At 46.2% G+C, this 22,351-nt stretch carries 16 protein-coding genes and 3 pseudogenes; 11 read left to right on the top strand and 8 right to left on the bottom strand.

Going from position 1 to position 22,351, the window contains the following annotated elements:
• Positions 1-108: 108 nt before the first annotated feature.
• The 5 genes and pseudogenes from UA76_RS23730 to nirB all read right to left on the bottom strand — a co-directional run bounded on the left by UA76_RS23730 (position 109) and on the right by nirB (position 6,561).
• Positions 109-675 carry a serine/threonine protein kinase gene (locus UA76_RS23730; RefSeq protein WP_052772083.1) on the bottom strand — a complete coding sequence of 189 codons (567 nt, stop codon included), beginning with the start codon at positions 673-675 and terminating at the stop codon, positions 109-111.
• The gene (locus UA76_RS17285; protein ID WP_052772084.1) at positions 657-1,868 is read right to left on the bottom strand and encodes a PP2C family protein-serine/threonine phosphatase; all 1,212 of its coding nucleotides are present in this window, start codon (positions 1,866-1,868) and stop codon (positions 657-659) included. Before UA76_RS17285 ends, UA76_RS23730 begins: the two co-directional genes overlap by 19 nt.
• A 169-nt stretch (positions 1,869-2,037) precedes the next feature.
• Entirely contained in the window at positions 2,038-3,507 is a 1,470-nt protein-coding gene (locus tag UA76_RS17290; protein ID WP_047048746.1) for a NarK family nitrate/nitrite MFS transporter, read from the bottom strand.
• Positions 3,508-3,529: 22 nt separating this feature from the next.
• Positions 3,530-3,880, bottom strand: a complete 351-nt coding sequence (gene nirD, locus UA76_RS17295) for a nitrite reductase small subunit NirD (protein ID WP_047048749.1) — start codon at positions 3,878-3,880, stop codon at positions 3,530-3,532.
• An 85-nt stretch (positions 3,881-3,965) separates the two neighbouring features.
• A pseudogene (nirB, locus tag UA76_RS17300) lies at positions 3,966-6,561 on the bottom strand (nitrite reductase large subunit NirB).
• 479 nt (positions 6,562-7,040) lie between these two features.
• Between nirB and UA76_RS25250 the strand changes: the two are divergent.
• Positions 7,041-9,451: pseudogene (locus tag UA76_RS25250) on the top strand (molybdopterin oxidoreductase family protein); the annotation flags it as partial.
• Positions 9,452-9,632: 181 nt separating this feature from the next.
• Positions 9,633-10,334, top strand: a complete 702-nt coding sequence (locus UA76_RS17310; protein WP_047048752.1) for an SDR family NAD(P)-dependent oxidoreductase — start codon at positions 9,633-9,635, stop codon at positions 10,332-10,334.
• Between the two features lie 155 nt (positions 10,335-10,489).
• Here UA76_RS17310 and UA76_RS17315 read toward each other — a convergent pair whose 3' ends face one another.
• From UA76_RS17315 to nrfA, 3 genes are all read right to left on the bottom strand, one after another.
• The gene (locus UA76_RS17315) at positions 10,490-10,900 is read right to left on the bottom strand and encodes a nuclear transport factor 2 family protein (RefSeq protein WP_047048755.1); all 411 of its coding nucleotides are present in this window, start codon (positions 10,898-10,900) and stop codon (positions 10,490-10,492) included.
• 376 nt (positions 10,901-11,276) lie between these two features.
• Entirely contained in the window at positions 11,277-12,071 is a 795-nt protein-coding gene (locus UA76_RS17325) for an IclR family transcriptional regulator (RefSeq protein ID WP_238322334.1), read from the bottom strand.
• A 191-nt stretch (positions 12,072-12,262) separates the two neighbouring features.
• Positions 12,263-13,642 carry an ammonia-forming nitrite reductase cytochrome c552 subunit gene (gene nrfA / locus UA76_RS17330; protein WP_420340926.1) on the bottom strand — a complete coding sequence of 460 codons (1,380 nt, stop codon included), beginning with the start codon at positions 13,640-13,642 and terminating at the stop codon, positions 12,263-12,265.
• Between the two features lie 544 nt (positions 13,643-14,186).
• On the opposite strand from nrfA, the gene nrfB reads away from it, so the two are divergent.
• The 9 genes and pseudogenes from nrfB to UA76_RS17375 all read left to right on the top strand — a co-directional run bounded on the left by nrfB (position 14,187) and on the right by UA76_RS17375 (position 22,350).
• Positions 14,187-14,777 carry a cytochrome c nitrite reductase pentaheme subunit gene (gene nrfB / locus UA76_RS17335; protein WP_047048761.1) on the top strand — a complete coding sequence of 197 codons (591 nt, stop codon included), beginning with the start codon at positions 14,187-14,189 and terminating at the stop codon, positions 14,775-14,777.
• Position 14,778: 1 nt separating this feature from the next.
• On the top strand, positions 14,779-15,465 hold the full coding sequence (gene nrfC / locus UA76_RS17340) for a cytochrome c nitrite reductase Fe-S protein (protein ID WP_047048762.1): 687 nt from the start codon (positions 14,779-14,781) through the stop codon (positions 15,463-15,465).
• Positions 15,466-15,467: 2 nt separating this feature from the next.
• On the top strand, positions 15,468-16,424 hold the full coding sequence (gene nrfD, locus UA76_RS17345; RefSeq protein WP_047048765.1) for a cytochrome c nitrite reductase subunit NrfD: 957 nt from the start codon (positions 15,468-15,470) through the stop codon (positions 16,422-16,424).
• Positions 16,425-16,466: 42 nt separating this feature from the next.
• Entirely contained in the window at positions 16,467-18,413 is a 1,947-nt protein-coding gene (locus tag UA76_RS17350) for a heme lyase CcmF/NrfE family subunit (protein ID WP_047048768.1), read from the top strand.
• Positions 18,391-18,915, top strand: a complete 525-nt coding sequence (locus tag UA76_RS17355; protein ID WP_047048771.1) for a DsbE family thiol:disulfide interchange protein — start codon at positions 18,391-18,393, stop codon at positions 18,913-18,915. The genes UA76_RS17350 and UA76_RS17355 overlap by 23 nt, the downstream gene beginning before the upstream one ends.
• Positions 18,916-18,922: 7 nt before the next feature.
• Complete coding sequence (gene nrfF / locus UA76_RS17360; protein WP_238322335.1) at positions 18,923-19,393, top strand: heme lyase NrfEFG subunit NrfF; 471 nt, start codon at positions 18,923-18,925, stop codon at positions 19,391-19,393.
• Positions 19,394-19,540: 147 nt separating this feature from the next.
• Positions 19,541-19,999 carry a DUF2919 domain-containing protein gene (locus UA76_RS17365; RefSeq protein WP_047048774.1) on the top strand — a complete coding sequence of 153 codons (459 nt, stop codon included), beginning with the start codon at positions 19,541-19,543 and terminating at the stop codon, positions 19,997-19,999.
• A gap of 101 nt (positions 20,000-20,100) precedes the next feature.
• Positions 20,101-21,003, top strand: a complete 903-nt coding sequence (locus UA76_RS17370; protein WP_047048777.1) for a Dyp-type peroxidase — start codon at positions 20,101-20,103, stop codon at positions 21,001-21,003.
• A 214-nt stretch (positions 21,004-21,217) separates the two neighbouring features.
• Positions 21,218-22,350: pseudogene (locus tag UA76_RS17375) on the top strand (flagellin).
• Position 22,351: the final 1 nt, after the last annotated feature.

Raw genomic sequence — 22,351 nt, forward strand, 5'->3', positions numbered from 1 at the left:
TTTTCATGTAGCTAGCTACACATCAAAACCTCTGCCTTGTAGAAACTTTCCACAAAGTGCTGCCAAAATCAGCTCGAAAGGTCAACAGACCCTAACCAGCCACTAAACTTAGCGCGCAAGAATAACCCAAAGCTCTAGCAAGGCCGCGCCAAGCAGCAGTGCGGTTAAACTTTTCCAAAACTTAAGTGGGTTGCGTTTGATTAATGGTTGCTGTTTGGTCTTCCTCATCCACTCTTCGCTCGGCGAATGCAGGTCGGCGATGACATCTCCGAGCGCTTGGTAACGTGATTTCGGGTTGGGGTGGCAAGCTTTTTCAAACACCATATTTAGCCAAAGCGGCAGCTCTCCACGATAGTTAGTAACAGGGATATAGAGCCACTTTCGCTTGCGCGCTTTGGTTAAGTCCAAACCTGATTGCGTTGAATACGGATAGTGCCCTGTGAGCATCTCGTAACCAATCACGCCAATTGAAAACAGATCGGATTGCGTTGTTGCGTTCTGACCGATAATGTATTCAGGTGCAATGTAGTTCATCGCCCCCAGTGGGGTATCTTCATCATTTGGGCTGATGCTCTCTTTTAAACCTTGCGCAGACGCAGAACCAAAATTGATAATCACTACGCGGTCGTCATCGGTCAGTATGATGTTCTCAGGCTTTAGGTCGCGATGAACCATATCCGCACGCTGAAAGACACGGGCAGCTTGATGATGGATTCGAGGATCTTGCGAGTGTCAGTGAGCGATGGATTAGGGTGGTCGTGCATCCACTGTCTTAATGTGGTACCAGACAGGTACTCATAGAGCTGATAACAAAACGGGCTCCCTTTTGGTGCGGCAATAACCTTCATGACGTGCTGGCTGCTAAGCTGATTGCCCACCCAATACTCGTTGGCAAACTGGGTTAGAGCACTGGTATCGTCTGCCGCATCCGGCGAGAGTGTTTTTAGTACATATTCGTTTTGAGTATGTTCATCAGTGACTCGATAAACATGGCTGCGTGTTCCGCTGTGAAGTATGTGTGTCACCTTGTAATGATCGATGCTTTGACCAACGTTTAACACGGGTGGAATGGCTTTAGATAGTAAGCGCGTTTTGTATTCAAGGGGCGTTAAGTTCGGCAAGGACAATATGTCCACTAACAGGCAGGTCAAGTTATCTTGGCTGCCTTCTAGTTGAGCATATTCGCATAAAATTTGGCTGACTTTTGCTAACGGCTGTTCGGCACTGGCGAGCTCGAACAGCCTTTCATGGGATAGCACATCGTGCACCCCATCGGTGGTAAACAAGAAACGGTCACCGGGTTTTAGGTTGATAGTTTGGTAGTCGATATCGAGTCGATTATCCATGCCTAAACCGCGTGTCAGCACTTGCTGCTGGCTCATCACCTTTCTTGAGTGATCGCGGGTGAGTAAGCGGATTTTTTCATCTCGTATGAGATAGATTCGGCTATCGCCAATGTGGAACAAATGCGCGGTGTTGGACTTAAAAATGGCGGAACTTAGGGTTGAGATATAACCATTGTGCGGCAAGTTAGAAGCTTGGCTCTGTTGAAACAGCCATGAGTTTAGAGCGCTGAGGACTTTACATGCGGAGCGCTTTACGCCCCAGCTGTGTGGGGTGGAGTAATAATCAAGAATGAACTGCGTTGTTGCCGTGTGGCTTGCTTGCTGACCATGCTCACTGCTGCTCACACCATCGGCGACGCAGGCAATGGCCCCTTTAAAGTCGAGATCGTACTGTTTCTCTGGGATTTTTGCCATCAGAGCATCTTGATTGATGGCCTTGTTTCCGGCGTGAGAATACCCGCCAACGGCAATGTGTTGGGTCGAAAGAATGGTATTGGCTTGTTGATTCGCAAGGTTACCCATCGTTGTCTCTCCTATTGATCATCCGATAAGTCCAATTGCTGCCTTGATTAAGCAGAGCTTGAAACTTACTGGAGAACAAAAGCCCCGCGAAGCGAAAATCTAAGCAAGGCTTTTGAACGAATACGACCCATTAGCGGTGATAAGCGGATGAGCCATATTCCCCCGATTTTTAACTAGAGACGTCGATTAACGTCACGCTGCCATCTTCATTGACTTCCGCCATTTGGCCTTTTGGCTCTTCCATAAATAAAAGGGTGGCAAAGCCAAGCACTGCGGTTGCAGCAATGACATAGAAGAAGGTTTGGTAAGAAACGAAAGAGAGAACTGTTAGGTAAACCACTGCACCCACGTTACCGTAAGCACCTGTCATACCGGCGATTTGACCTGTCATGCGACGCTTAATGAGAGGCACAGTGGCGAACACGGCACCTTCACCCGCTTGCACGAAGAACGAACATGCCATTGCAGCGGCTACTGCTAACCATAGTGGCCAGTCACTGCCTACTTGACCCATTAGGAAGTAACCCAATGCAAGGCCTGCGGTTAGGATAAGTAGAGTAGGTTTACGACCGAATTTATCTGAAATCCAACCGCCACCAGGACGCGACATCAAATTCATGAAAGCGTAGGCTGAAGCCACCATACCTGCGAGTACAGGAGAGAGGTCAAACGTTTCCAAGAAGAACAGAGGAAGCATTGAAACAACCGCCAATTCTGAACCAAAAGTGGCAAAGTAAAGGACATTCAGAACAGCAACTTGTTTGAACTTGTAGCGGTGAACTTCTTCAACCGGCGTCGTAAAGATAGATTTATTGACCTTCCATACTTGCGATACTTCGTAGAGATACAGCGCAGCCAAGCCTATGTATACGGCGTTAACGGCAAAGTCAGACAGCATGCCTACACCCGATGGCGAGAGTTTCCATGCAAGTAGAGCAAGCGCGCCATACATTGGGATCTTCATGATAAGCAGCAGGGCAAAATCACCTTTAGAAGTCACTTCCATCGCGGACAAGTTCTTCGGTTTGAAATATGTCGCCCCTTTTGGTGTGTCTGTAACACTGCGATAGAAAACAACAGAGAACAGCAAGCTCATCACACCCGTCAGACCAACGGCGTAGCGCCAACCCTCTTCACCACCAAACAGTAATGCGATAGTTGGTAGTGTGAACGCAGCGGCAGCAGAACCGAAGTTACCCCAGCCCCCATAAATGCCCTCTGCGGTACCGAGTTCATTATGCGGAAACCATTCAGAAACAAGGCGGATACCGATGACGAAGCCAGCACCAATGAAGCCAAGTAGGAAGCGAGCAATGGCGGCTTGTAAGAATGAATCAGCCAACACAAACATGAAACATGGGATGGAACATACGGCTAATAGTGCCGAGTAGACCAATCTAGGGCCATAGCGGTCAGTGAGGCTACCGATTAACACTCGCGCAGGTATGGTTAGCGCGACGTTCAAAATCAGTAGGGTTTTAACTTGTTCTGTGGTTAAACCGAGCGAGGTTTTGACCATTTGTAGCAGCGGTGCGAAGTTAAACCACACCACGAATGTAATGAAGAAGGCGATCCAGCTTAAATGCAGGACCTTCATTTTGCCTTTAAATGACAGCAGCGAAAAAGCGTTACTTTCCATAGTCTTAATTCCTTATTAGAGATTATGCGGCGATGTTTTCTGAGAGCGGAAGCTGAACTTGAATATTGCCGTCCAGCTCCCGCACACAATAGGTAGTGAGCATAATGTCTTGCTCTTCTAAACAGGCCCCTGTCTCTAAGTGAAAATGCTGCTCATACAGCGGTGAGGCAACGTACGGTTCATCATCTATCGAACCAATAATTCCGCGCGATAACACATTGGCTTTACCAATGGGGTCGTAGTTGGAAATCGCGTACAGCTTGCCTTCTCGCTGGCAGTTGAAGATAGCAATTTGATGGCCGTTTAAAAAAGCGCAGACTCCGGTTTGAGGAACTAAGTCACTTTTTTGGCACACAGTTAGCCAGTCACTCATAGGGCTCTCCCTGTCGTTGACGTTAAGTTAAAAAATAGTTTGTTGAAAATTAGCGGATACGATTCCGCAGATGAACGCAGGTGAGTTAGCTCACTTCGGTCACCTCAATGGTCATTTCGTTTTGTCGCAGCGGTGTTTTTGGTGTTGTTGCTGGTTCAGGGAAACGTTGGCCGCGAAGCTGTTTGAAGTTCAAGTTGGCATCTTCAGAATCACTGTTGATGAAGTGTTTAAAGCGCTTGAGCTTTTGAGGTGATTCCAAGGTGGTTTTCCATTCACATTGGTAGTTTTCGATGTTACGCGCCATCTCATCTTCAAGCTCCTGAGCAAGCCCGAGCTTATCTTCGATAACGACTTGTTTGAGGTAATCGATACCGCCTTCTAGGTTCTCAAGCCATACAGAGGTGCGTTGCAAACGGTCTGCAGTACGGATGTAGAACATCAATAAGCGGTCGATGTATTTAACCAAGGTTTGGTCATCAAGATCAGAAGCGAATAAGTCTGCATGTCTTGGGCGCATCCCGCCGTTACCACACACGTAAAGGTTCCAACCTTTGTCTGTTGCGATAACACCAATGTCTTTGGATTGTGCTTCTGCGCACTCGCGCGTACAGCCTGATACTGCAAATTTGAGTTTGTGTGGAGAGCGTAGGCCTTTGTAGCGGTTCTCGATATCAATCGCAAAGCCAACCGCATCACCCACACCATAGCGGCACCAAGTACTACCAACACATGACTTCACTGTTCTGACGGACTTACCGTAGGCATGGCCTGTTTCGAAACCAGCATCCACCAGTTTTTGCCAAATCAGTGGTAGCTCATGCAGCTGAGCGCCAAACAGGTCAACACGTTGTCCGCCCGTAATCTTGGTATATAGGTCGAACTCTTTCGCCACTTCGCCCAGCACAATCAGCTTGTCGGGCGTAATCTCACCACCCGCCACCCTTGGGACGACAGAGTAAGTGCCGTCTTTTTGCATGTTACCAAGGTAGATGTCGTTGGTGTCTTGAAGTTCAGTGTGCTCCTCTTTCAGGATGTAGTCGTTCCAGTAAGAAGCGAGAATAGAGCCGACTGTCGGCTTACAAGTTGAACAGCCGAGCCCTTTACCGTGAGATTCCAGCAACTCATCAAAGGTTTGGATTTTGTTGACTCGAATGATGTCGGCCAGCTCTTGGCGAGAGTAGGCGAAGTGTTCACACAGGTCGTTGTTGACTTCAACACCCAGCGAAGCGAGCTCGCTGTCGAGTACTTGCTTAGCCAACGCGCTACAACCACCACAACCAGTCGAGGCATTGGTTGATTCCTTCAGTGCAGCCATAGTGGTGCATCCTTGGGAAACCGCTTGTTTGATGTCGCCTTTGGTGACATCGAAACAGGAACATATCATTGCGGTGTCTGGCAGTGCTTCGATACCCATGGCACTGGATTGGTCGTCTGCCACATTCGGCAAAATCAGTGTCGATGGGCTTTCTGGCAGTGGCATACCGTTTTGTTTGATTTGCAGCAAGGTACCGTAAGAGTCGGCATCGCCACTAATACTGCACCAACGATTTCCTTCCCATCCTTAGAGATGATTAGGCGCTTATACACTTGTTCAATGTCATCGCAATAAGTGTATGACTGCGCGCCCTCTGTCTTGCCGTGAACTTCACCAATGCTGCTACATCAACGCCAAGCAGTTTGAGCTTAGTGCTCATATCTGCGCCAGTGAACTCTTGCTCGGTGTTACCGTGTGAGAGAATGTGCTCGGCAGCTACTTTAGCCATTTGGTAACCCGGCGCCACTAAACCGAAGATTTGCTGATTCCACAGGGCACATTCACCGACGGCATAAACGTTTTCAACGCTTGTTTGACAGTGATTGTTAACGCTAATACCGCCGCGTTCACCAATCTCAATCTGGGCTTGCCTTGCCAGCTCGTCTTGCGGACGAATACCCGCAGAGAAAACGATCATGTCCGTTTCTAGGTGCGAGCCATCTGCAAAGTTCATTCGGTAGCGAGACGATTCGCCTGCCACGATTTCAGTGGTCGCTTTCTCTGTATGAACTTGAACACCAAGTGCTTCGATCTTACGTTTAAGCAGCGCGCCGCCGCCTTCATCGAGTTGAACTGCCATAAGCCTTGGCGCAAACTCGACAACATGGGTCTCTAGCCCTAGGTTTTTTACCGCATTCGCCGCTTCTAAACCAAGTAGGCCACCACCGATGACCACACCGTTATTACTGACCTTGCTTGATTCCGAAATTGCATCCAAATCTTCTATGGTGCGGTAAACGTGACAGTGCTCTTGGTCGTTGCCAGGAATAGGTGGCACAAACGGGAAAGAACCGGTCGCTAGGATTAAAGTGTCGTACGGCTCTACGCGGCCGCTTGATGTAGTGACGTTGTTAGCATCGGTATCTAGGTGGGTCACTTTCTCGTTGACCACGTATTTGACGCCATTTTCTTCATAGTAATCTTCGTCGGTGAGCGCCAAGTCTTGGGCAGTTTTGCCTTCAAAGTAAGCGGTGAGTTGAACGCGATCATAAGCCAGTCGAGGTTCTTCGCTAAAGGTAATGAGTTCGACGTTTTCGAGTTCGGGATTGTCGCGTTTTTGTTGTAAGACAGTGTCTATAAACTTGTGCCCAACCATTCCGTTGCCAACTACGACAATTCTCTGCTTTTTAGTTTTAGTGGTCGCCATATTGAAATCCTTATCTATTCAGTTTCATCAAGAACGTGCACTGCCTATGCAAACTTTTCTATGCAAACAATTGTGTGACGTTCTCTGAACTGAATCTTTTACAGCAAGTTAAGAAAAGTGTTGGTTAAGCAAAGGTAAGTTAGATGCCAAAGTTGGAGTGCTAGGTGGCTTATTTATTTTATTTTATTTAAAAACAAATGTTTAATGGTGATTTTTAAAGCTGCTAGTAAGGTTGGTTTCGTGTTGAGAGTTTCTGTTTTTTGATAATTTGTCCTTAAGTGGTGAAAATTATGATCAAATTGGTGCTTGAGTATGTTTTCTTATGTGTTTTGCTGTTAAATGTGTCTACCTATAAAGTGGTATATTGTGAAAAATATTATTATTTTTCAATGTTTTAATGTTGAAATATTCTATTTCAAGGTTTTGGATTGTTTTTTTTGCTACTAATGGATTTTCAGTGTTTTTCTTTGAGGTCGCGAATGACAAGCAGTTCAGAAGGTTGGGTGAAAACAACGTGTGCATATTGTGGAGTGGGTTGTGGTATAGAGGCGCGTCCGCTCTCAAATGGAGAGCTAGAGATCCGTGGCGATCGTGAGCACCCTTCGAATTATGGAAAGCTATGCACCAAAGGTATTGCTCTCGGAAAAACAGTCACACATGAAGGGCGATTGCTCGCACCTCAATTCAATAAAAATGGGGCTAAAACAGATCTAAACTGGCCGGAGGCACTCGATACCGTCGCGGAAAAATTTCGTCAAACCATAGAAGAATATGGCCCAGATTCTGTCGCTTTCTATGTTTCGGGGCAGCTACTCACAGAAGATTATTACCTAGCGAACAAACTGATGAAAGGGTTTATTGGAAGCGCGAACATCGACAGTAATTCACGTTTGTGTATGGCTTCTTCTGTGGTTGGTCACAAGCGAGCCTTTGGCACAGATACTGTCCCTGTCTGCTACGAAGATATAGAGTTGGCTGAAGTGGTTGTTATTGTGGGCTCCAACTTAGCTTGGTGTCACCCCGTTTTGTTTCAACGTTTACGAGAGGCTAAGCAAAACAACCCCGAGATGAAAGTGGTGGTGATCGACCCTAGAAAGACTGACACCAGTGTTATTGCAGATCTGCACCTTTCAATACAATCCGGATCAGACGTCGCTTTGTTTAATGGATTACTTGCGTATTTGGCTGACAATAATGGGATAGACCATGAATTTGTAGAACAGCACACGGAAGGATTCACTCATAGTGTATTGTCGGCGCAACTCGAAGACAGCATTGCAAAAACGACGGGACTCACTCCGGCTGAGCTTGACCAGTTTTATCGCTTGTTCGCCAATAATGACAAGGTTGTGACCATCTATTCACAGGGGGTAAATCAGTCTACTCAAGGCGCGGATAAGGTAAACAGTATTCTCAACTGCCACCTAGCAACAGGGAAAATCGGCCGTGAAGGCTGCGGGCCATTTTCGGTGACAGGCCAACCCAATGCGATGGGGGAAGGGAAGTGGGCGCATTGGCAAATACTTTGGCGTCGCACTTAGAGTTTCAAAACCTGGAGCATGGAAAATGGCTGAGCGAGTTTTGGCAGACGAACAATCTTGCCAAACAAGAGGGCTTGAAAGCTGTTGAACTGTTCGATGCGATGCATTCAGGAAAAATTAAGGCTATTTGGATCATGGCGACCAACCCTGCCGTCAGCTTACCGAACAGTCAAAAAGTGAAAGAGGCACTAGAAGCTTGTCCATTTGTTGTGGTGTCTGACTGCATCAGTGAGACCGAAACCACTCAGTACGCCGATGTTCTGCTGCCAGCCCAAGGTTGGAGTGAAAAGTCGGGTAAGGTGACTAACTCAGAGCGTCGCATTTCGCGTCAGCGTCGATTGCTACCTAGCCCAGGATTGGCAAAGCCAGATTGGTGGATCATCAGTCAAGTCGCGCAGCGAATGGATTTTGGCGAAGCGTTTGATTACGTTCATGAAGGGGAAGTGTTTGCTGAATATGCCAAGCTAAGCGCAGAGGCAAATCAAAGATTCAATCTTGACCTTAATCTGTCAGGATTAGCACACCTTAGCGACATGGATTACAACCGACTTACTCCACAGCAATGGCCGGTTTGTGCTCCTCAAAAGCGAATTGTTAATCAACGCTTTTTCGATAATGGGCACTTTTATACGCCCAATGGAAAAGCGAATTTGATTCCTGTTAGCTACTCTCAGCCGCAGTCTTCGGTAACGAATGAACTTCCGTTACTGCTTAACACAGGGCGCACCCGCGATCATTGGCATACCATGACTCGCACTGGTTTAGTGGCGCAACTGTGTGAGCACTCCCCTGAGCCTTATGTGTTAGTGCATCCAAGTACCGCAGCAGAGTATCGATTAACAGATGGTAAGTTAGCCGCAATCTCAAACCGTTATGGCAAAGTCTTTGCGATAGTAAAAATCAGTGAAGATATGGCGAAAAATCAGATTTTCATGCCAATCCATTGGAATAGTGCGACGGCAAAACAGAGTAAAGTGTGTGACTTAATCGCGCCATATACTGATGTGACGTCTGGTCAACCTGAGTTTAAGCATACACCAGTTAGGCTAGAACCTGCCATGATGCGTTTTCAAGGCGTCATTCTAAGTCGGCACCCAATCGAAGCTCTGGAGTTCGACTATTGGGCAAAACGAAAAACCGAACGAGGGTATTGGTATCGAATTGAGTCCTCCCTGTCTTTAGATGAATTAAAGAACACGGTTGAGTCACGACTTGCACAAGTTGTCAAAGGAGAAACAAAGACTCTCTTTCACCTGAACTCAGAGGGATTCGATATGTCTTTGTTGGGACAATCTCGTGTGGAAGTGATGGTTTGTGTTGGTCGAAATCTGGATGATAGTGTGGTGGAAAATAAATGGAAAGTGCTTAATTAGGAGGTGGTGAGTCAAGTAAATTAAAGCGATTAGAGAACAATTTATATTGTTTTATGTTTCGATAACATTATGTTTTTATTTCACTTATATAGGTTTGAGTGTTTAATTTTATCCAAAGATAATGAAGGGGGCTATTAATGAAAAGAGACATTTAAAAATGAGAAAACACGTATTAATCACAGGCGCTTCAGGTGGGATAGGCAAAGAAGTTTGCGATAAATTTATCGAACAAGATTATAACATTACTGCATTAAGCAATGAATTTGGGGATTTTGTTCACCGTAATCACAGTCGAGTAGAATGTATTGAATTTGATTTGACAAAAATTTCTGAGATCCCAAATGTCATTTCATCACTCCCAAAAATTGATACGCTGGTGAACAATGCAGGAGTGATGTTTTCATCACCTTATGATGAATATCCAGAGAAGCTAAAAGCGTTGACCATTAAAGTTAACTTAGAAGCTCCGATCACTCTTGTCACTGAGGTAGCAAGGCAAATGAAACAACAGGGATCGGGGCGAATCGTCAACAATACCTCCATTGCCGCTCATATTGGGCATCCAGATATTTGGTATGGGGTGACAAAATCTGGGTTGCTTAATGCCACAAAGAGCTTTGCAAAATTACTTGGTCCTCATGGAGTTATGGTGAACGCCATTGCAAGTGGTCCGGTGATGACACCTATGATGGAGTCAATAGACAAAGATCGCTTAGATAAGATTAAAGATTCAAGTTTAACTGGGCGTTTTGCATATCCAGAAGAAGTGGCAGACACTATTGTTTGGTTGGGTTCGTGTAGCCCCAAATATATCAATGGTAGCTGTATTGATATTAATGATGGTGCATACTTTAGATAGTTAAAAAGCCAACTTCATTATGGTTAATGAAGTTGGCTATATAATGGAAGGAGGTTTGGGTGGTTATATTTTTACCACTCCATTAGTTAGTCAGTTAATTTAACTAGCAGGGCCTTAATTATGATGAGAAATAAGGCGAGTCTTGATTGACGCTATTAATTGATGATGGCAGGTCTGTCTTTTCGAAAAGCATTCTTCACTTTTATTTTACCGTTTGAAAGCGTAAACATATCGATCATTCTGACTTCAATTTTGCTTCCATCGGGTTTAGTGGCGCAGAACGTCGATTCTGTTACCGCGCGATCCCCCGCGACAAAATGATTTGCATCTAGCCACGCGACATCTGGATACGTTTTCCAGACAATCTGAAAGCCTTCCCTTACCGCCTCATATCCTTCAAATGTATTGCCTAATGCACTATCTCCGCTGGCGGTATGAAATACACAGTCGTCTGTCATGAAGGTCATAAGAGCATCAATATCGTGTCGGTTCCATGCAGCGCTAAACGCTTCGAGTAGCTCGATATCATTTTTGTAAGAGGTAGGAGTATGGGATTGAGTATTCATTTTGAGAGACCTTTATTGAGTTATCGTGACAGTACAGTGCTCAGTTGGTCGCCAGTTTAGTGTGAATTGCTTATCAAGGTCAATTAAATTTATGTAAAGTGGAATAAATTGTCTCGAAAAATGAGATTTTGTTGTGGCTGAACAATGCTGATGAATTGAGCGTACAAGGGGGTAGCAATACCAGAGATTGTAAAGTCGTTATCAACAAGAGAAATGTGCGATTGAGCAGGAGAAAGTTGGCTAATGCGTGCCAGGAGAACGGGAGTATGGAGAAACGAGAGGCTAGGATGATGACGCTTTTGTGGATGAAAAGCGGGCAGTGAGATAATAGGGCTCAGTGCTTTACTAAGCCCTCACTATTTCATTTTGGTTTAATCTACTTAAGAGCCCAAGCTTCAGATTCGATATCGCTTATCTTCTGAGCGGCGCGAGTCAATATTGGGAGTAGTTTATCAATGTGTTCTTCGTGCAAACGTATTTTAGGCGCTTGAACTGCAAGGCAAAGGTTAGATTTTCCTGATGATGAAGGGACCACCACACCAATGCAAAACAATCCCGGAATGAACTCTTCATTATCAATCGCATAGCCCTGGATTTTTACTTTTTCAATTTCAGCTTCTAGCGAATCGTAATCTGTGATGGTGTTTTCTGTGCATTGTTCTAATGATGCGTGAGACAGTAGCCGAGAACGCTGAGACTTTGTCATCCCAGATAGGAAGAGTTTCCCAGTAGCTGAGCAGTGTATAGGCACTCTGGAGCCTGCCTCTAAACAGATCCTCAATGGTGCTTGTGTTTCGACTCGGTCAACATAGATCACCTCATTGCCGGACAATGCCGTTAAGTTACAGCTTTCTCCAAGCTCTTTCGAAAGTTGTACGAGAACTGCATTACGAGCACTGTGTGTGGTGCTATTAAGCGAGACTTGTTCAGCTAAACGACGTAGTCTAACTCCCGAGCTGTAGTGACGGTTGTCACCATCGCGCTGAAGTATATTGGCGCTCTCTAGTTGTTGGAGCATTCTGTGCAAGGTTGGCTTTGGTATCTGGGTTTCATCGACTAAGCTTTGAAGGGAGAGAAACTCATCTTTTTCGGCAATAATTTCTAATAGTTTGAATAAGCGTAGTGTGGGAGTGTCGCCTTCAAGACGTTGAGTTGCAGCTGATTTACTCACTTGATCTACCATTATCGAGATGACCTTTTTTCAATATCACGATGTCTAATGGGAACCATTATACCTGAATCACGATCTCATGCAGTGCACCTCATAGTAAACGTTTCAACTACGTATGGTGACAATGCGCTGGTCCAAAAAAAGGCTCAGCAACGTGCTGAGCCTTTCGCCTTTCTTCGTTAACCAGTTGTTTAGTACTCTGCTTCGCGCTCTCTTGCTGCTTTGTCCCATTCTGGTACGACGGTTTTTAGGAAGTGCTCTTTCTCTCTGTTCATGGTTTCCATATCCATGCCTAGTGCCGCTTGAGCTTTCTCTTTGGTTGAGATATCTGGGATTTCAACTGGCTCGGTAACCCCCTTCGTTGCTAACAAGCGAATAAGCTTAGTACGAGCATCGGCTGCGCGGTCAACCGCAGTACCGAGCACTTCCAATGCCACTTCTGGTGCGTGCATATGAACGCCGTGAGAGGCGATCGCATAGTCCCAGCGCCATTGAGCGTGGCGGATATCTTGAAGAATGTCCTTCATCTCAGCTTCTGTCGCGCCTGCATCCCAAGCCGCACCTGCTTCAAAGTGCGCAGCAACGATTTGCTTCTCAGCAGTGAGCTTCATGTTGAGGACTTGGCTCTTGCGCGTTGAGACAATCTCGATCATCTGTGTTTTCGACTGCGTATGGCAGTTAGCGCAGGTGTCTTCGAAGCGATCAAATGGGTTACCAATTTTGTGGTCAGTGTAAACAGTGCCGTCTTCCTTCGTGACTTTTGGCATATGACAGTCAGCACACACGACATTGTTTTTGCCGTGAATGCCGTCACGCCAAGTTTCGTACTCTGGGTGCTGAGCTTTTAGCATTGGCGCTTTGGAGACTTTGTGCGTCCAGTCTTTGAAGCCAAGCGCATCGTAGTACTGCTCCATTTCATCGACACCAGTACCCATATCCCAAGGGAACTTCACGGCTTTCGTTGGCCCAGTGAAGTAATACTCGACGTGGCATTGGCCACAAACCGAGGCTTGTTGATCTAAGCGCGACTGCTCTTCAAAAGGTTTGCCGATGGCTGTCATTGCACGTTCAACGTAAGGACGCGTCAGTGCCAGAGCGGGTTCTCCATTCTTAAAGCCTTCGCTTCGTGTGTCGTGACAATCTGAACAGCCGATAGGGTTGGCAATTTGATCGCCTAAGCGGGACCATTTTCCTTCGAAGTAGCCGTCTTCGCCACGCTCCTCAATGACACGAGCAACGTCTGGGCTTTTACAGCTCCAACATGCCATTGGCATCGGGCCGGAATTTTCATCCATTGGTGCACCGGTACGCAGGGTTTCTCTTACGTCATCAAGGGCATAATAGTGGCCGCGAGCTTTGTTGTAGTCTTTAGCAAAACCATAGCCAGCCCATAGGATGACCATGTTTGGATCTCCCGCCAGGGCATCTTCAATCTGTTCGCTTTCTGAGGTGGCTTTCCAGGAGTGGAATTGATCAGGGTGATCTTGCTCAAAGGCTTGATTTCTAGGGTCCATCACGCCTTTTTCGTCGGATGCAGCAAGGGTCGTCGTGCTCGTCAATGAGCCGACCATTAATAATATTGCTGCAACGGAACTTGGTATCCAATGCAATTTTTTCACAGTGTCTTCTCCATAATTCTGTTTGTTATTAGCAGCGTTGTGAACTGGCTATACCAAATATAAGAATTGGAGAACTGAAATATATTGTAATAATAAGAAACGTTTTGACTAATGTGGTGAGGCGTCTTTATTGTTTTAGATCAATTTATGCTAGTGACCCAGTTCAAAGAATGATTTTTATACCCCCAAAGAGGTAGTTAAATGGTCTTTTAGATTGTTTTGTTATTTCTTGTTTTGATAATGAAATCTATTATCAACAATGACTTAGGCGCTATGGTCCTTTAAATATTATGGTGATTTAGATCGCTTTTTAACCGCCTTGAATCACCAAATTTTCCACAGTTGAGTAATATATAAACGATAGAGCGTTGTGGCTTTTCCAAAATAAGAATTGATCTCATTTGGAGTGAATTTAATTCATTTCGAAGGACGTTAATTTTGACCAATTTATTGAGTTAATGACTTAATTCGATGGTTGGTATAAGGAAAGGATGAAATGGGCAATATTAAGTTGGCCATAGTCATAATGCTCAAGTTCCTGCTTGCATTTTGCCTCTATGGTTCTTCACTTCATGCCGTTGCCGACACTTCAGCGATGCCGTCTGAAGAGAAATCGACACGTCACGAAGTCACACTTATCCGAGACAAAGATTACAAATGTATTCAATGTCACAAGGACTCACAAAACACCATCCACCAAACTCATACCGTCGAGAAGTTTGCAGAGGTGGGTAAAACCCTCAATTGTACGACCTGCCATGGCAACATTGGGCCAGATCATCGTGAAGGTGCGCCGGTTGTGAAGAAATATGGACCGGCCCAGTCGCAACATGGCACTGAAAAAATTCAGCTTTCTCAGCAACAAGTGTTGGATGCCAATGGCAACTGCATGAATTGTCACGTGCCTGAAAACTTGCGTGAGGCGAGTTGGACCCACGATGTGCACGCAAAGAATTTGACTTGTTCAAATTGCCACGATGTTCACGGGGCTAAGAAGTCTGGTGTTCTAAGTATGGAGCGCAAAGAGACAATAAAACTGTGTGTGGACTGCCACTCTGACTTCAGTCAAATAGAGAAGGAGAGGTGATATGAGCTGTTCAAGAAGAAACTTTTTAACCGGCGCCGGTGCAGTTATTTTCACCACGGGCGTAGCGGGAACCTCTATTCTAAACAGTCGAAAAACTCTTGCGAATGTCGAAGAGGATGGCACCAAGCTTTATGGCATGATTCACGATGAAAACGCCTGTATTGGCTGTACAGCATGTACGGATGCTTGCCGTGAAGTAAACCAAGTACCAGAGGGCGTATCGCGCTTAGAGATCGTTCGAAGTGAACCCAAAGGTGAGTTTCCTGATGTGGAATATCGCTTTACTCGCAATTCTTGTCAGCACTGTGAGAACGCGCCTTGCGTGATGGTCTGTCCAACTGCTGCGGCGTACAAAGACCCCGAAACGGGCATTGTCGATGTTCATAAAGAGAAGTGTGTAGGCTGTGGTTACTGTTTGGCGGCGTGTCCGTACCAAGTGCGTTTCTTCCATCCGGAAGAAGGTTCTGCTGATAAATGTAACTTCTGCCGAGATACCAATTTAGCGCAAGGTAAGTTGCCAGCATGTGTAGAATCTTGCCCAACACAAGCTTTGGTGTTTGGCGACCTCAACGACCCTAACAGTGAGATCAATAAGGTGTTAAATAACGAGGTTGTGTATCGCGATAAGGTGCATCTGGGTACGAAACCTAAGCTCTACAAAATCCCATATGACAAAGGGGAGGTGTAATCATGAACGGATTAGATAGTGCATTTCACTTTGACTCGTTAGTGTGGGATTGGATCATTGCCATATACCTGTTCTTGGCTGGTATGTCTGCGGGCGCGGTGATGATTGCGATCTACTTGAAACGCAAAGTGATAGAAGGGGATGCCGCGCAAAATGGCATCATGAAGGCAACCGCTTGGCTGGCACCATTTGGTATTATCTCGGGTCTCACCATTCTGATTTTCCACTTAACCAAGCCGTTGATGTTCTGGAAAATCATGATCTACTTTAACGTCACTTCTGTCATGTCGATGGGTGTGATTCTTTTCCAAGTCTATATGGCCGTGCTGTTTGTATGGATTGGCATTATTTTCAGAAAGACCATCATGGACTTCTTGCAAGGGCGTTTTGCGTTTGTTGATGGCTTGTTGAAGAAGTTTGGTGAGTTTGAGAACGCAATTGAGCTGTTCTTGGGCTTCTTGGCGGTCATGCTAGCCGCTTATACGGGCTTCTTATTGTCAGCGCTACAGACTTACCCAATGCTGAATAACCCTGTGCTACCGATTCTATTCTTGTTCTCAAGTTTATCGTCGGGTGCTGCAGCGTGCTTGCTGTTTGGTATCTTGGTATTCAAAGAGCCAACATCGAGCCCAAGCGTGAAATGGGTGCATGGCTTTGAGCGTCCAGTGGTGATTTTTGAGCTGTTTGTTTTGGTGACCTTCTTTACAGGCTTGATTTTCAGTGGTGGTCAAAATGAAGTGGCGGCGTGGAATGCTATCGGAGGCGGATTCTGGTCTAACTGGTTCTGGTTCGGTGTCGTCCTCATCGGCATGTTACTTCCTTTAACACTCAATGCGGTGTCGCCAACGGAAGTTCGCCACAATCATGGCTTTATTTTGGTGGTCACTAGCTTAAGTTTGGTGGGAGTTTTAATGCTTAGAACCTTTATTCTTTATGCAGGCCAGATGACCGTTGTGTAGAGAAACTACTGAAGAAGTCATAGCTGCAAGTTAAGAGAAAGTATGATTGGAGAGTTAGCGCTATTCGCGCTTGTGATCGTCGCGGTAATGAGCACTTTGGTGTTCATTGCGCATCCAGTGAGTTGGTTGACAAAGAAACAGCACACTTTCGTCACCTTGACTTGGAGTGCACGTTTGGGCGCTATTCTCTCTGTGTTGAGCTTACTCGGCTTAGGCGGTCTATTTCTGCAAGACCAGTTTCAGTACCTGTATATTTCCACTCACTCCAACTCGGATTTACCGACGTTCTTTAAATTTGCTGCCGTTTGGGGTGGCCATCAGGGATCTATGCTGTTTTGGGTGATGACCTTATGCCTTTGGGCTGCCGCTATTTCTTTTGCTTGGACTATGCCTGCTGGAACAATGAGCGTAAGGTTTAAGGCTGACACGCTTTGGGTTATGCATGGCCTTATTGCTGCCTTTGCTTGGTTCACGCTGCTCACGTCTAACCCGTTTGGATTTAATGAGCAGTGGCTCACTCAGGGGCGAGATCTGAATCCGATGCTGCAAGATGTCGGGCTGATCTTTCACCCGCCACTGCTCTACTTGGGGTACATCGGTTACTCCGTGGTCTTAGCGCTAGCATGTGGCGCGCTGATGCAGCCTGAATTTGAACAGCGTTGGCTCTATTTTGCCCAAAAAGTATCGCTGGTTGCGTGGGGCTTTTTAACCGCAGGTATCGTTTTAGGATCATGGTGGGCATATTACGAGCTAGGTTGGGGCGGCTGGTGGTTTTGGGACCCCGTAGAAAACGCCTCTTTGTTGCCTTGGTTAACTGGAACCGCATCGCTGCACAGTTTGATGGCGTCACGCCGATATCAAATGATGCAGCTTCTCTCGCTGAGTTTGGCGATTATTACCTTTAGCTTGAGCATTTTGGGAACCTTCATTGTTCGTTCAGGCGTGCTTACCTCCGTTCATGCTTTCGCGGTCGACCCCGGCAAAGGTATCGCTCTATTGGCAATATTGGCCATTGTCTTGGTCGCTTCATTGGGCCTTTTGATTGTAAAAGGCGAAGATATTAAGTCCCAGCCGATTCAAGCGGTAACAAGTCGCAGCTATGCGGTTTTCATTGGTGTCGGTCTGCTTATCATTGCTACCTTTACTGTTTTCCTTGGTACCTTTTATCCAATGATTTATGAGCTTTTGGGTTGGGGGAGGATTTCGGTTGGTGCGCCTTACTTTAACGCGCTATTTGTGCCTTTAACCCTGTTAATCATGCTGCTGATGGGCATTGCTCCCTTGGTTAAGTGGTGGCGGGGAAGCTACGTAACTGGCAAGTTCGTGTATGGATTGGTCGGTGCTTCTATCTTGCTTGGCACCGGGTTGTATTCTCTGCTTTTTGGGCTTTGGGACACCCATGTTCTTTTTACTACAGTGCATCTGACGTGGGTGTTAGCCGCTTGGATAGCGCTCAGCCATCTATATATGCTTGTCCAATCTCAGTGGCAAGTGAGTAAAGTGGGCATGGTATTGGCACACGTCGGGATTGCAGTCATGGCTGTTGGGGCTGCTTCCAACGCCGAATACTCGTTTGAAGTTAATCGTAAGTTAGAGCCAGGCAGCGAATTTGCCTTTGGTGATTGGCAGGTGAAATACCATGATACCCAATGGCATATTGGCCCGAACTATACCGCGGAACGAGCTGAGATCGATTTCGCGAAAGGGGGACAAAGCTTTGTAGTTCGCCCTGAACGTCGTCACTACTTAGTGCGGGTGATGAACATGAGTGAACCGTCGATCAAACGGTTCTGGCATGGTGACTATTACGTTACGCTAGCAGAGAAAGTTGATCGCCATGCTTACGTAGTCAAAATTCAATACAAAGCGACCATTCACTGGATTTGGCTAGGGGCGATGTTGGGCGTGGTAGGCGTCGCGATGAGCTTAGCTTGTGCTAAAACGAAGCGTAAGGAGGTGCCAGCGCATGCGTCAATCGAAAACACTTAAGCTGGCAATTCTAATTCTGACGGTGCTGGTTTTCAGTTCGATAATGTTAGTGTCGTTAAATGAATCGAATAACACCGATTCAAGCGCTGTCGCGCAGTTTCCCAGTTTCCAACTGGATGCTTTGGGTGAGCCAGATAAATCGCTTTCTGAACAAGTCCTTACGCGAGAAGGTTATCAACTGGTTAATGTGTGGGCGTCTTGGTGCGGTATTTGTGCCAGTGAGCACCCTAAACTGATGGCGTTAGCCAGTCAAGGTGTGCCAATTGTCGGGGTAAATTATCGAGATTCCGAAAAAGGTGCGCTCAAATACTTAGCTCAACACAGCAACCCGTACCAAGAGGTTATCTATGATCCTCAAGGTCGATTAGCGATTGATTTAGGGGTGATTGGAACCCCAGAAACTTATCTGGTGGATGGCCAAGGCAACATAGTGAAGAAGTTCTCTGGCAAGCTGACAGACAAGGCTTGGCGCAAGCATTTTGCATCCTACTTTGTGCAGTGAGGTTTGAGTGATTCGATTTCCCCCAGCGTTTATCCGCGGTTTTATCGCGCTAATCATCGGTGTTCTATCTGTATTTTCCTCTCCCAGTACTTTTGCAAATGAGGCTTTGTTTGCCCCTGCGGACAAACAAGTTATCGAGCAAGTTGAGCTGTTTGAGTTTAGTTCGCCTGAGAAGCAGAAACGCGCCATTGCTTTAGCAAAAGCTTTGCGTTGCCCCCAGTGTCAAAATCAAAACTTAGTGGAGTCTAACTCGCCCATTGCCAAAGACCTCAGGCTCATCGTGTTCCAAATGATTGAGAGTGGCGATAGTGAACAACAAGTGGTGGACTACATGACGGCTCGTTATGGGGATTTTGTTCGCTATAAACCTGCTTTGTCCTTGCAGAACTCACTGCTTTGGGGGCTGCCCGTTCTATTGTTAATCGGGTTTGTGGGGCTCTCCTTTTACAAGGTATCTCGTCGCTCATCATCAAATTAGACCGTACTGATAAGTCACTCACAAATTTAGTCGCCTAGGACTCTTTAAAAGGCTAGCTCCAATCTTATTGGGATTACGACTTGTGAACACCGCCTAGCGCCCCCATTTCTCATCTCACAAAGACAACAATCGAGCGATGAGTTTTAGGTGCGTTACAGTTTCGAACAGTATGACAAGCATGGATTTTTAAAGGCGCCATTGCTACTTTGGCTTGGGTGGGCATTCTTAGCGAAAGCTTGGGTGGTGTTTGTCGTCGCAGGCGCCAGTCGAGAAAGTGGCAGTAAAATACTCGAAATTGTCTACCCAGATCACTCCATGCTCTATCTTGGGCTTGCGATGGGTGTTCCAAGCATTGCTTTAATGTGGCTCATTAGCCTAAGAAACCCAGACAGAGCTTGGCTAAACCGAATTGTGGCGTGGGGTAAGCCCGTCACGATTTTGACCGCAGCAGGTCAGCTTGCTCAAACGCTCTATCATATCTATTTACAAAATGGCGTATTCAGTTGGACCAATGGTTTAACGTCTGTCGCTTTGTTATGGTTTACTCTATATCTAGTGAACAGTAAAAGTGTGGCGGATTGCTTCTATAATCCTCCGGAAACTTAAGCGTTTAACACTTCCTAAGAACGTACTCTGACTGATCGCAATCAAAACAACGTATTAAAAAATCACTACACTGAGCAAAAAATATAAGTGAGGAACTCATCATGAATCAGCCGCAAAGCGCTATTTTGCCGGAAGCCGGACCTTTCGCACAGTACACACTGCTTAAGGTCAACGACAATGCTCAAGACGTATTGAAAGAACTAAAGGCTTTGCCAACACTTGTGGATGAGCTCAATGCTCAGCAGCCTGAAGCAAACCTAACGGTAAGTGTTGCGTTCACTAAATCGTTTTGGTCGAAGCTTGATGTGGCCGTGCCTTCTGAACTTATCGACTTCCCAGAGCTCGGTGAAGGTCAGGCATTTGCACCTAGCACGGATGTGGATGTGTTGATCCACCTGCATTCAGAGCGCCACGATTTGCATTTCTATGTGCTTCGCAAACTATTAAGTCAAGTGAACGAAAACGTGACGGTCATCGATGAAACCAGTGGCTTCCGCTACCTAGATTCTCGTGACATGACCGAGTTTGTCGACGGTACAGAAAACCCGAAAGAAGCTGTGCGCGAGGAAGTGGCGATTGTTCCTACAGGTGAGTTCGCAGGCGGTAGCTACGTGATGGTTCAGCGCTTTATTCACGATTTACCGGCGTGGAATCGTTTAGGTGTATCGGCGCAAGAGAAAGTCATTGGCCGTACTAAGCCAGACTCTATTGAGCTTGATGATGTACCTGCAGCGTCGCACGTTGGCCGTGTTGATATTAAAGAAGAAGGCAAAGGCTTGAAGATTGTTCGCCACAGCTTGCCGTATGGCTCAGCGAGTGGTGACCATGGCCTGCTGTTCATCGCTTACTGTAATACGGTTCATAACTTCAAAGCGATGTTAGAGAGCATGTATGGAGTGACAGATGGCAAGACAGACCAAATGTTGCGCTTCACTAAAGCCGTGACAGGTGCGTACTTCTTCGCTCCTTCGCTAACAATGTTGGAATCTCTGAGCGTTAAGTAACTCTGTAATTTCGCTATATACAAATAAGTGATTGATAAGCCGAGCCTATGCTCGGCTTTTTTGCGTGCGTTTTTTGACATTATTTGTGGAGAAAGCGCTAAAGAAACCATCAAACCAACCGATACATTAGCTGGGAAACCATTTTTAGAAGCCAGCTCTTACGAGTTAGCGCTTCGCCTTTGATGCTAAAAATGTAAAGAGGAATGCGACAACCATGTCCATCACCGTTAATACCAATGTTGCTGCAATGACTGCACAACGCCACTTAGGGACTGCGACTGATATGCTCAATCAGTCCCTAGAGCGTTTGTCTTCAGGAAGCCGTATTAACAGTGCTAAAGATGATGCAGCAGGGTTGCAGATCTCGAATCGTCTCGAATCGCAAATGCGTGGTTTAGACGTTGCTGTGCGAAACGCCAATGATGGTATTTCAATCATGCAAACCGCAGAAGGGGCGATGCAAGAGTCGACCAATTTACTTCAACGTATGCGCGATCTCTCTTTGCAATCGGCAAATGGCTCGAATAGCAAAGCAGAGCGAGTGGCATTACAAGAAGAAATGACGGCTTTAAATGCTGAATTGAACAGAATTGCCGAAACTACCTCTTTTGGTGGTCGAAAATTGCTCAATGGGTCGTTTGGAGAGTCTTCATTTCAAATTGGTGCAAGCTCGGGCGAAGCGGTTCAGGTTTCTTTGCTTAATATGCGTTCTGACACTTTGGATATGGGGGATTCTCTTATCTCTCTGCGGCTCAGGCCGATTCAACTTGGCAAGTCACCCAAGGTAATCAAACCTTCAATATGACCTACACCAATTCGCAAGGTCAGCAAGAGCAAATTAATATAGAAGCCAAAATTGGTGACGATATTGAACAGCTGGCCACATACATCAACGGCCAAACCGATAAGGTTTCAGCATCAGTCAATGAAGATGGGCAACTGCAAATCTACATGGCGGGTAAAGAGACCGCAGGGACCATTGCTTTTTCTGGGTCACTTGCTAGCCAATTGCAGATGAACACCGATGGTTATGATGTGGTTGATAACATTGATATAACCAGTGTTGGCGGCGCTCAAAGTGCCGTGTCTGTTCTTGATACGGCTTTGCAACATGTTGACAGCCATCGAGCCGAATTGGGCGCGATGCAAAACCGCTTTAGTCATGCAATCAACAATCTTGATAACGTGCATGAGAACCTGGCGGCGTCTAATAGTCGAATTAAAGACACCGACTATGCCAAAGAGACGACCCAAATGGTTAAGCAGCAGATCCTGCAGCAGGTAAGTACATCCATCCTTGCTCAAGCCAAGCAGCAACCCAATCTAGCTTTAACGTTACTCGGCTAGT

The organism is Vibrio mexicanus (assembly GCF_001012815.1).
GTDB lineage: Bacteria > Pseudomonadota > Gammaproteobacteria > Enterobacterales > Vibrionaceae > Vibrio > Vibrio mexicanus.

Excerpts from the sequence above, each read along its gene's own strand:
- UA76_RS17285 (WP_052772084.1), bottom strand. The coding sequence starts at position 1,868 with ATGGGTAACCTTGCGAATCAACAAGCCAATACCATTCTTTCGACCCAA.
- UA76_RS17350 (WP_047048768.1), top strand. The coding sequence starts at position 16,467 with ATGATTGGAGAGTTAGCGCTATTCGCGCTTGTGATCGTCGCGGTAATG.
- UA76_RS23730 (WP_052772083.1), bottom strand. The coding sequence starts at position 675 with ATGGTTCATCGCGACCTAAAGCCTGAGAACATCATACTGACCGATGAC.
- nrfD (WP_047048765.1), top strand. The coding sequence starts at position 15,468 with ATGAACGGATTAGATAGTGCATTTCACTTTGACTCGTTAGTGTGGGAT.
- UA76_RS17315 (WP_047048755.1), bottom strand. The coding sequence starts at position 10,900 with ATGAATACTCAATCCCATACTCCTACCTCTTACAAAAATGATATCGAG.
- UA76_RS17355 (WP_047048771.1), top strand. The coding sequence starts at position 18,391 with ATGCGTCAATCGAAAACACTTAAGCTGGCAATTCTAATTCTGACGGTG.
- nirD (WP_047048749.1), bottom strand. The coding sequence starts at position 3,880 with ATGAGTGACTGGCTAACTGTGTGCCAAAAAAGTGACTTAGTTCCTCAA.
- nrfC (WP_047048762.1), top strand. The coding sequence starts at position 14,779 with ATGAGCTGTTCAAGAAGAAACTTTTTAACCGGCGCCGGTGCAGTTATT.
- nrfB (WP_047048761.1), top strand. The coding sequence starts at position 14,187 with ATGGGCAATATTAAGTTGGCCATAGTCATAATGCTCAAGTTCCTGCTT.
- UA76_RS17310 (WP_047048752.1), top strand. The coding sequence starts at position 9,633 with ATGAGAAAACACGTATTAATCACAGGCGCTTCAGGTGGGATAGGCAAA.
- UA76_RS17370 (WP_047048777.1), top strand. The coding sequence starts at position 20,101 with ATGAATCAGCCGCAAAGCGCTATTTTGCCGGAAGCCGGACCTTTCGCA.
- UA76_RS17290 (WP_047048746.1), bottom strand. The coding sequence starts at position 3,507 with ATGGAAAGTAACGCTTTTTCGCTGCTGTCATTTAAAGGCAAAATGAAG.
- nrfA (WP_420340926.1), bottom strand. The coding sequence starts at position 13,642 with ATGGTCGGCTCATTGACGAGCACGACGACCCTTGCTGCATCCGACGAA.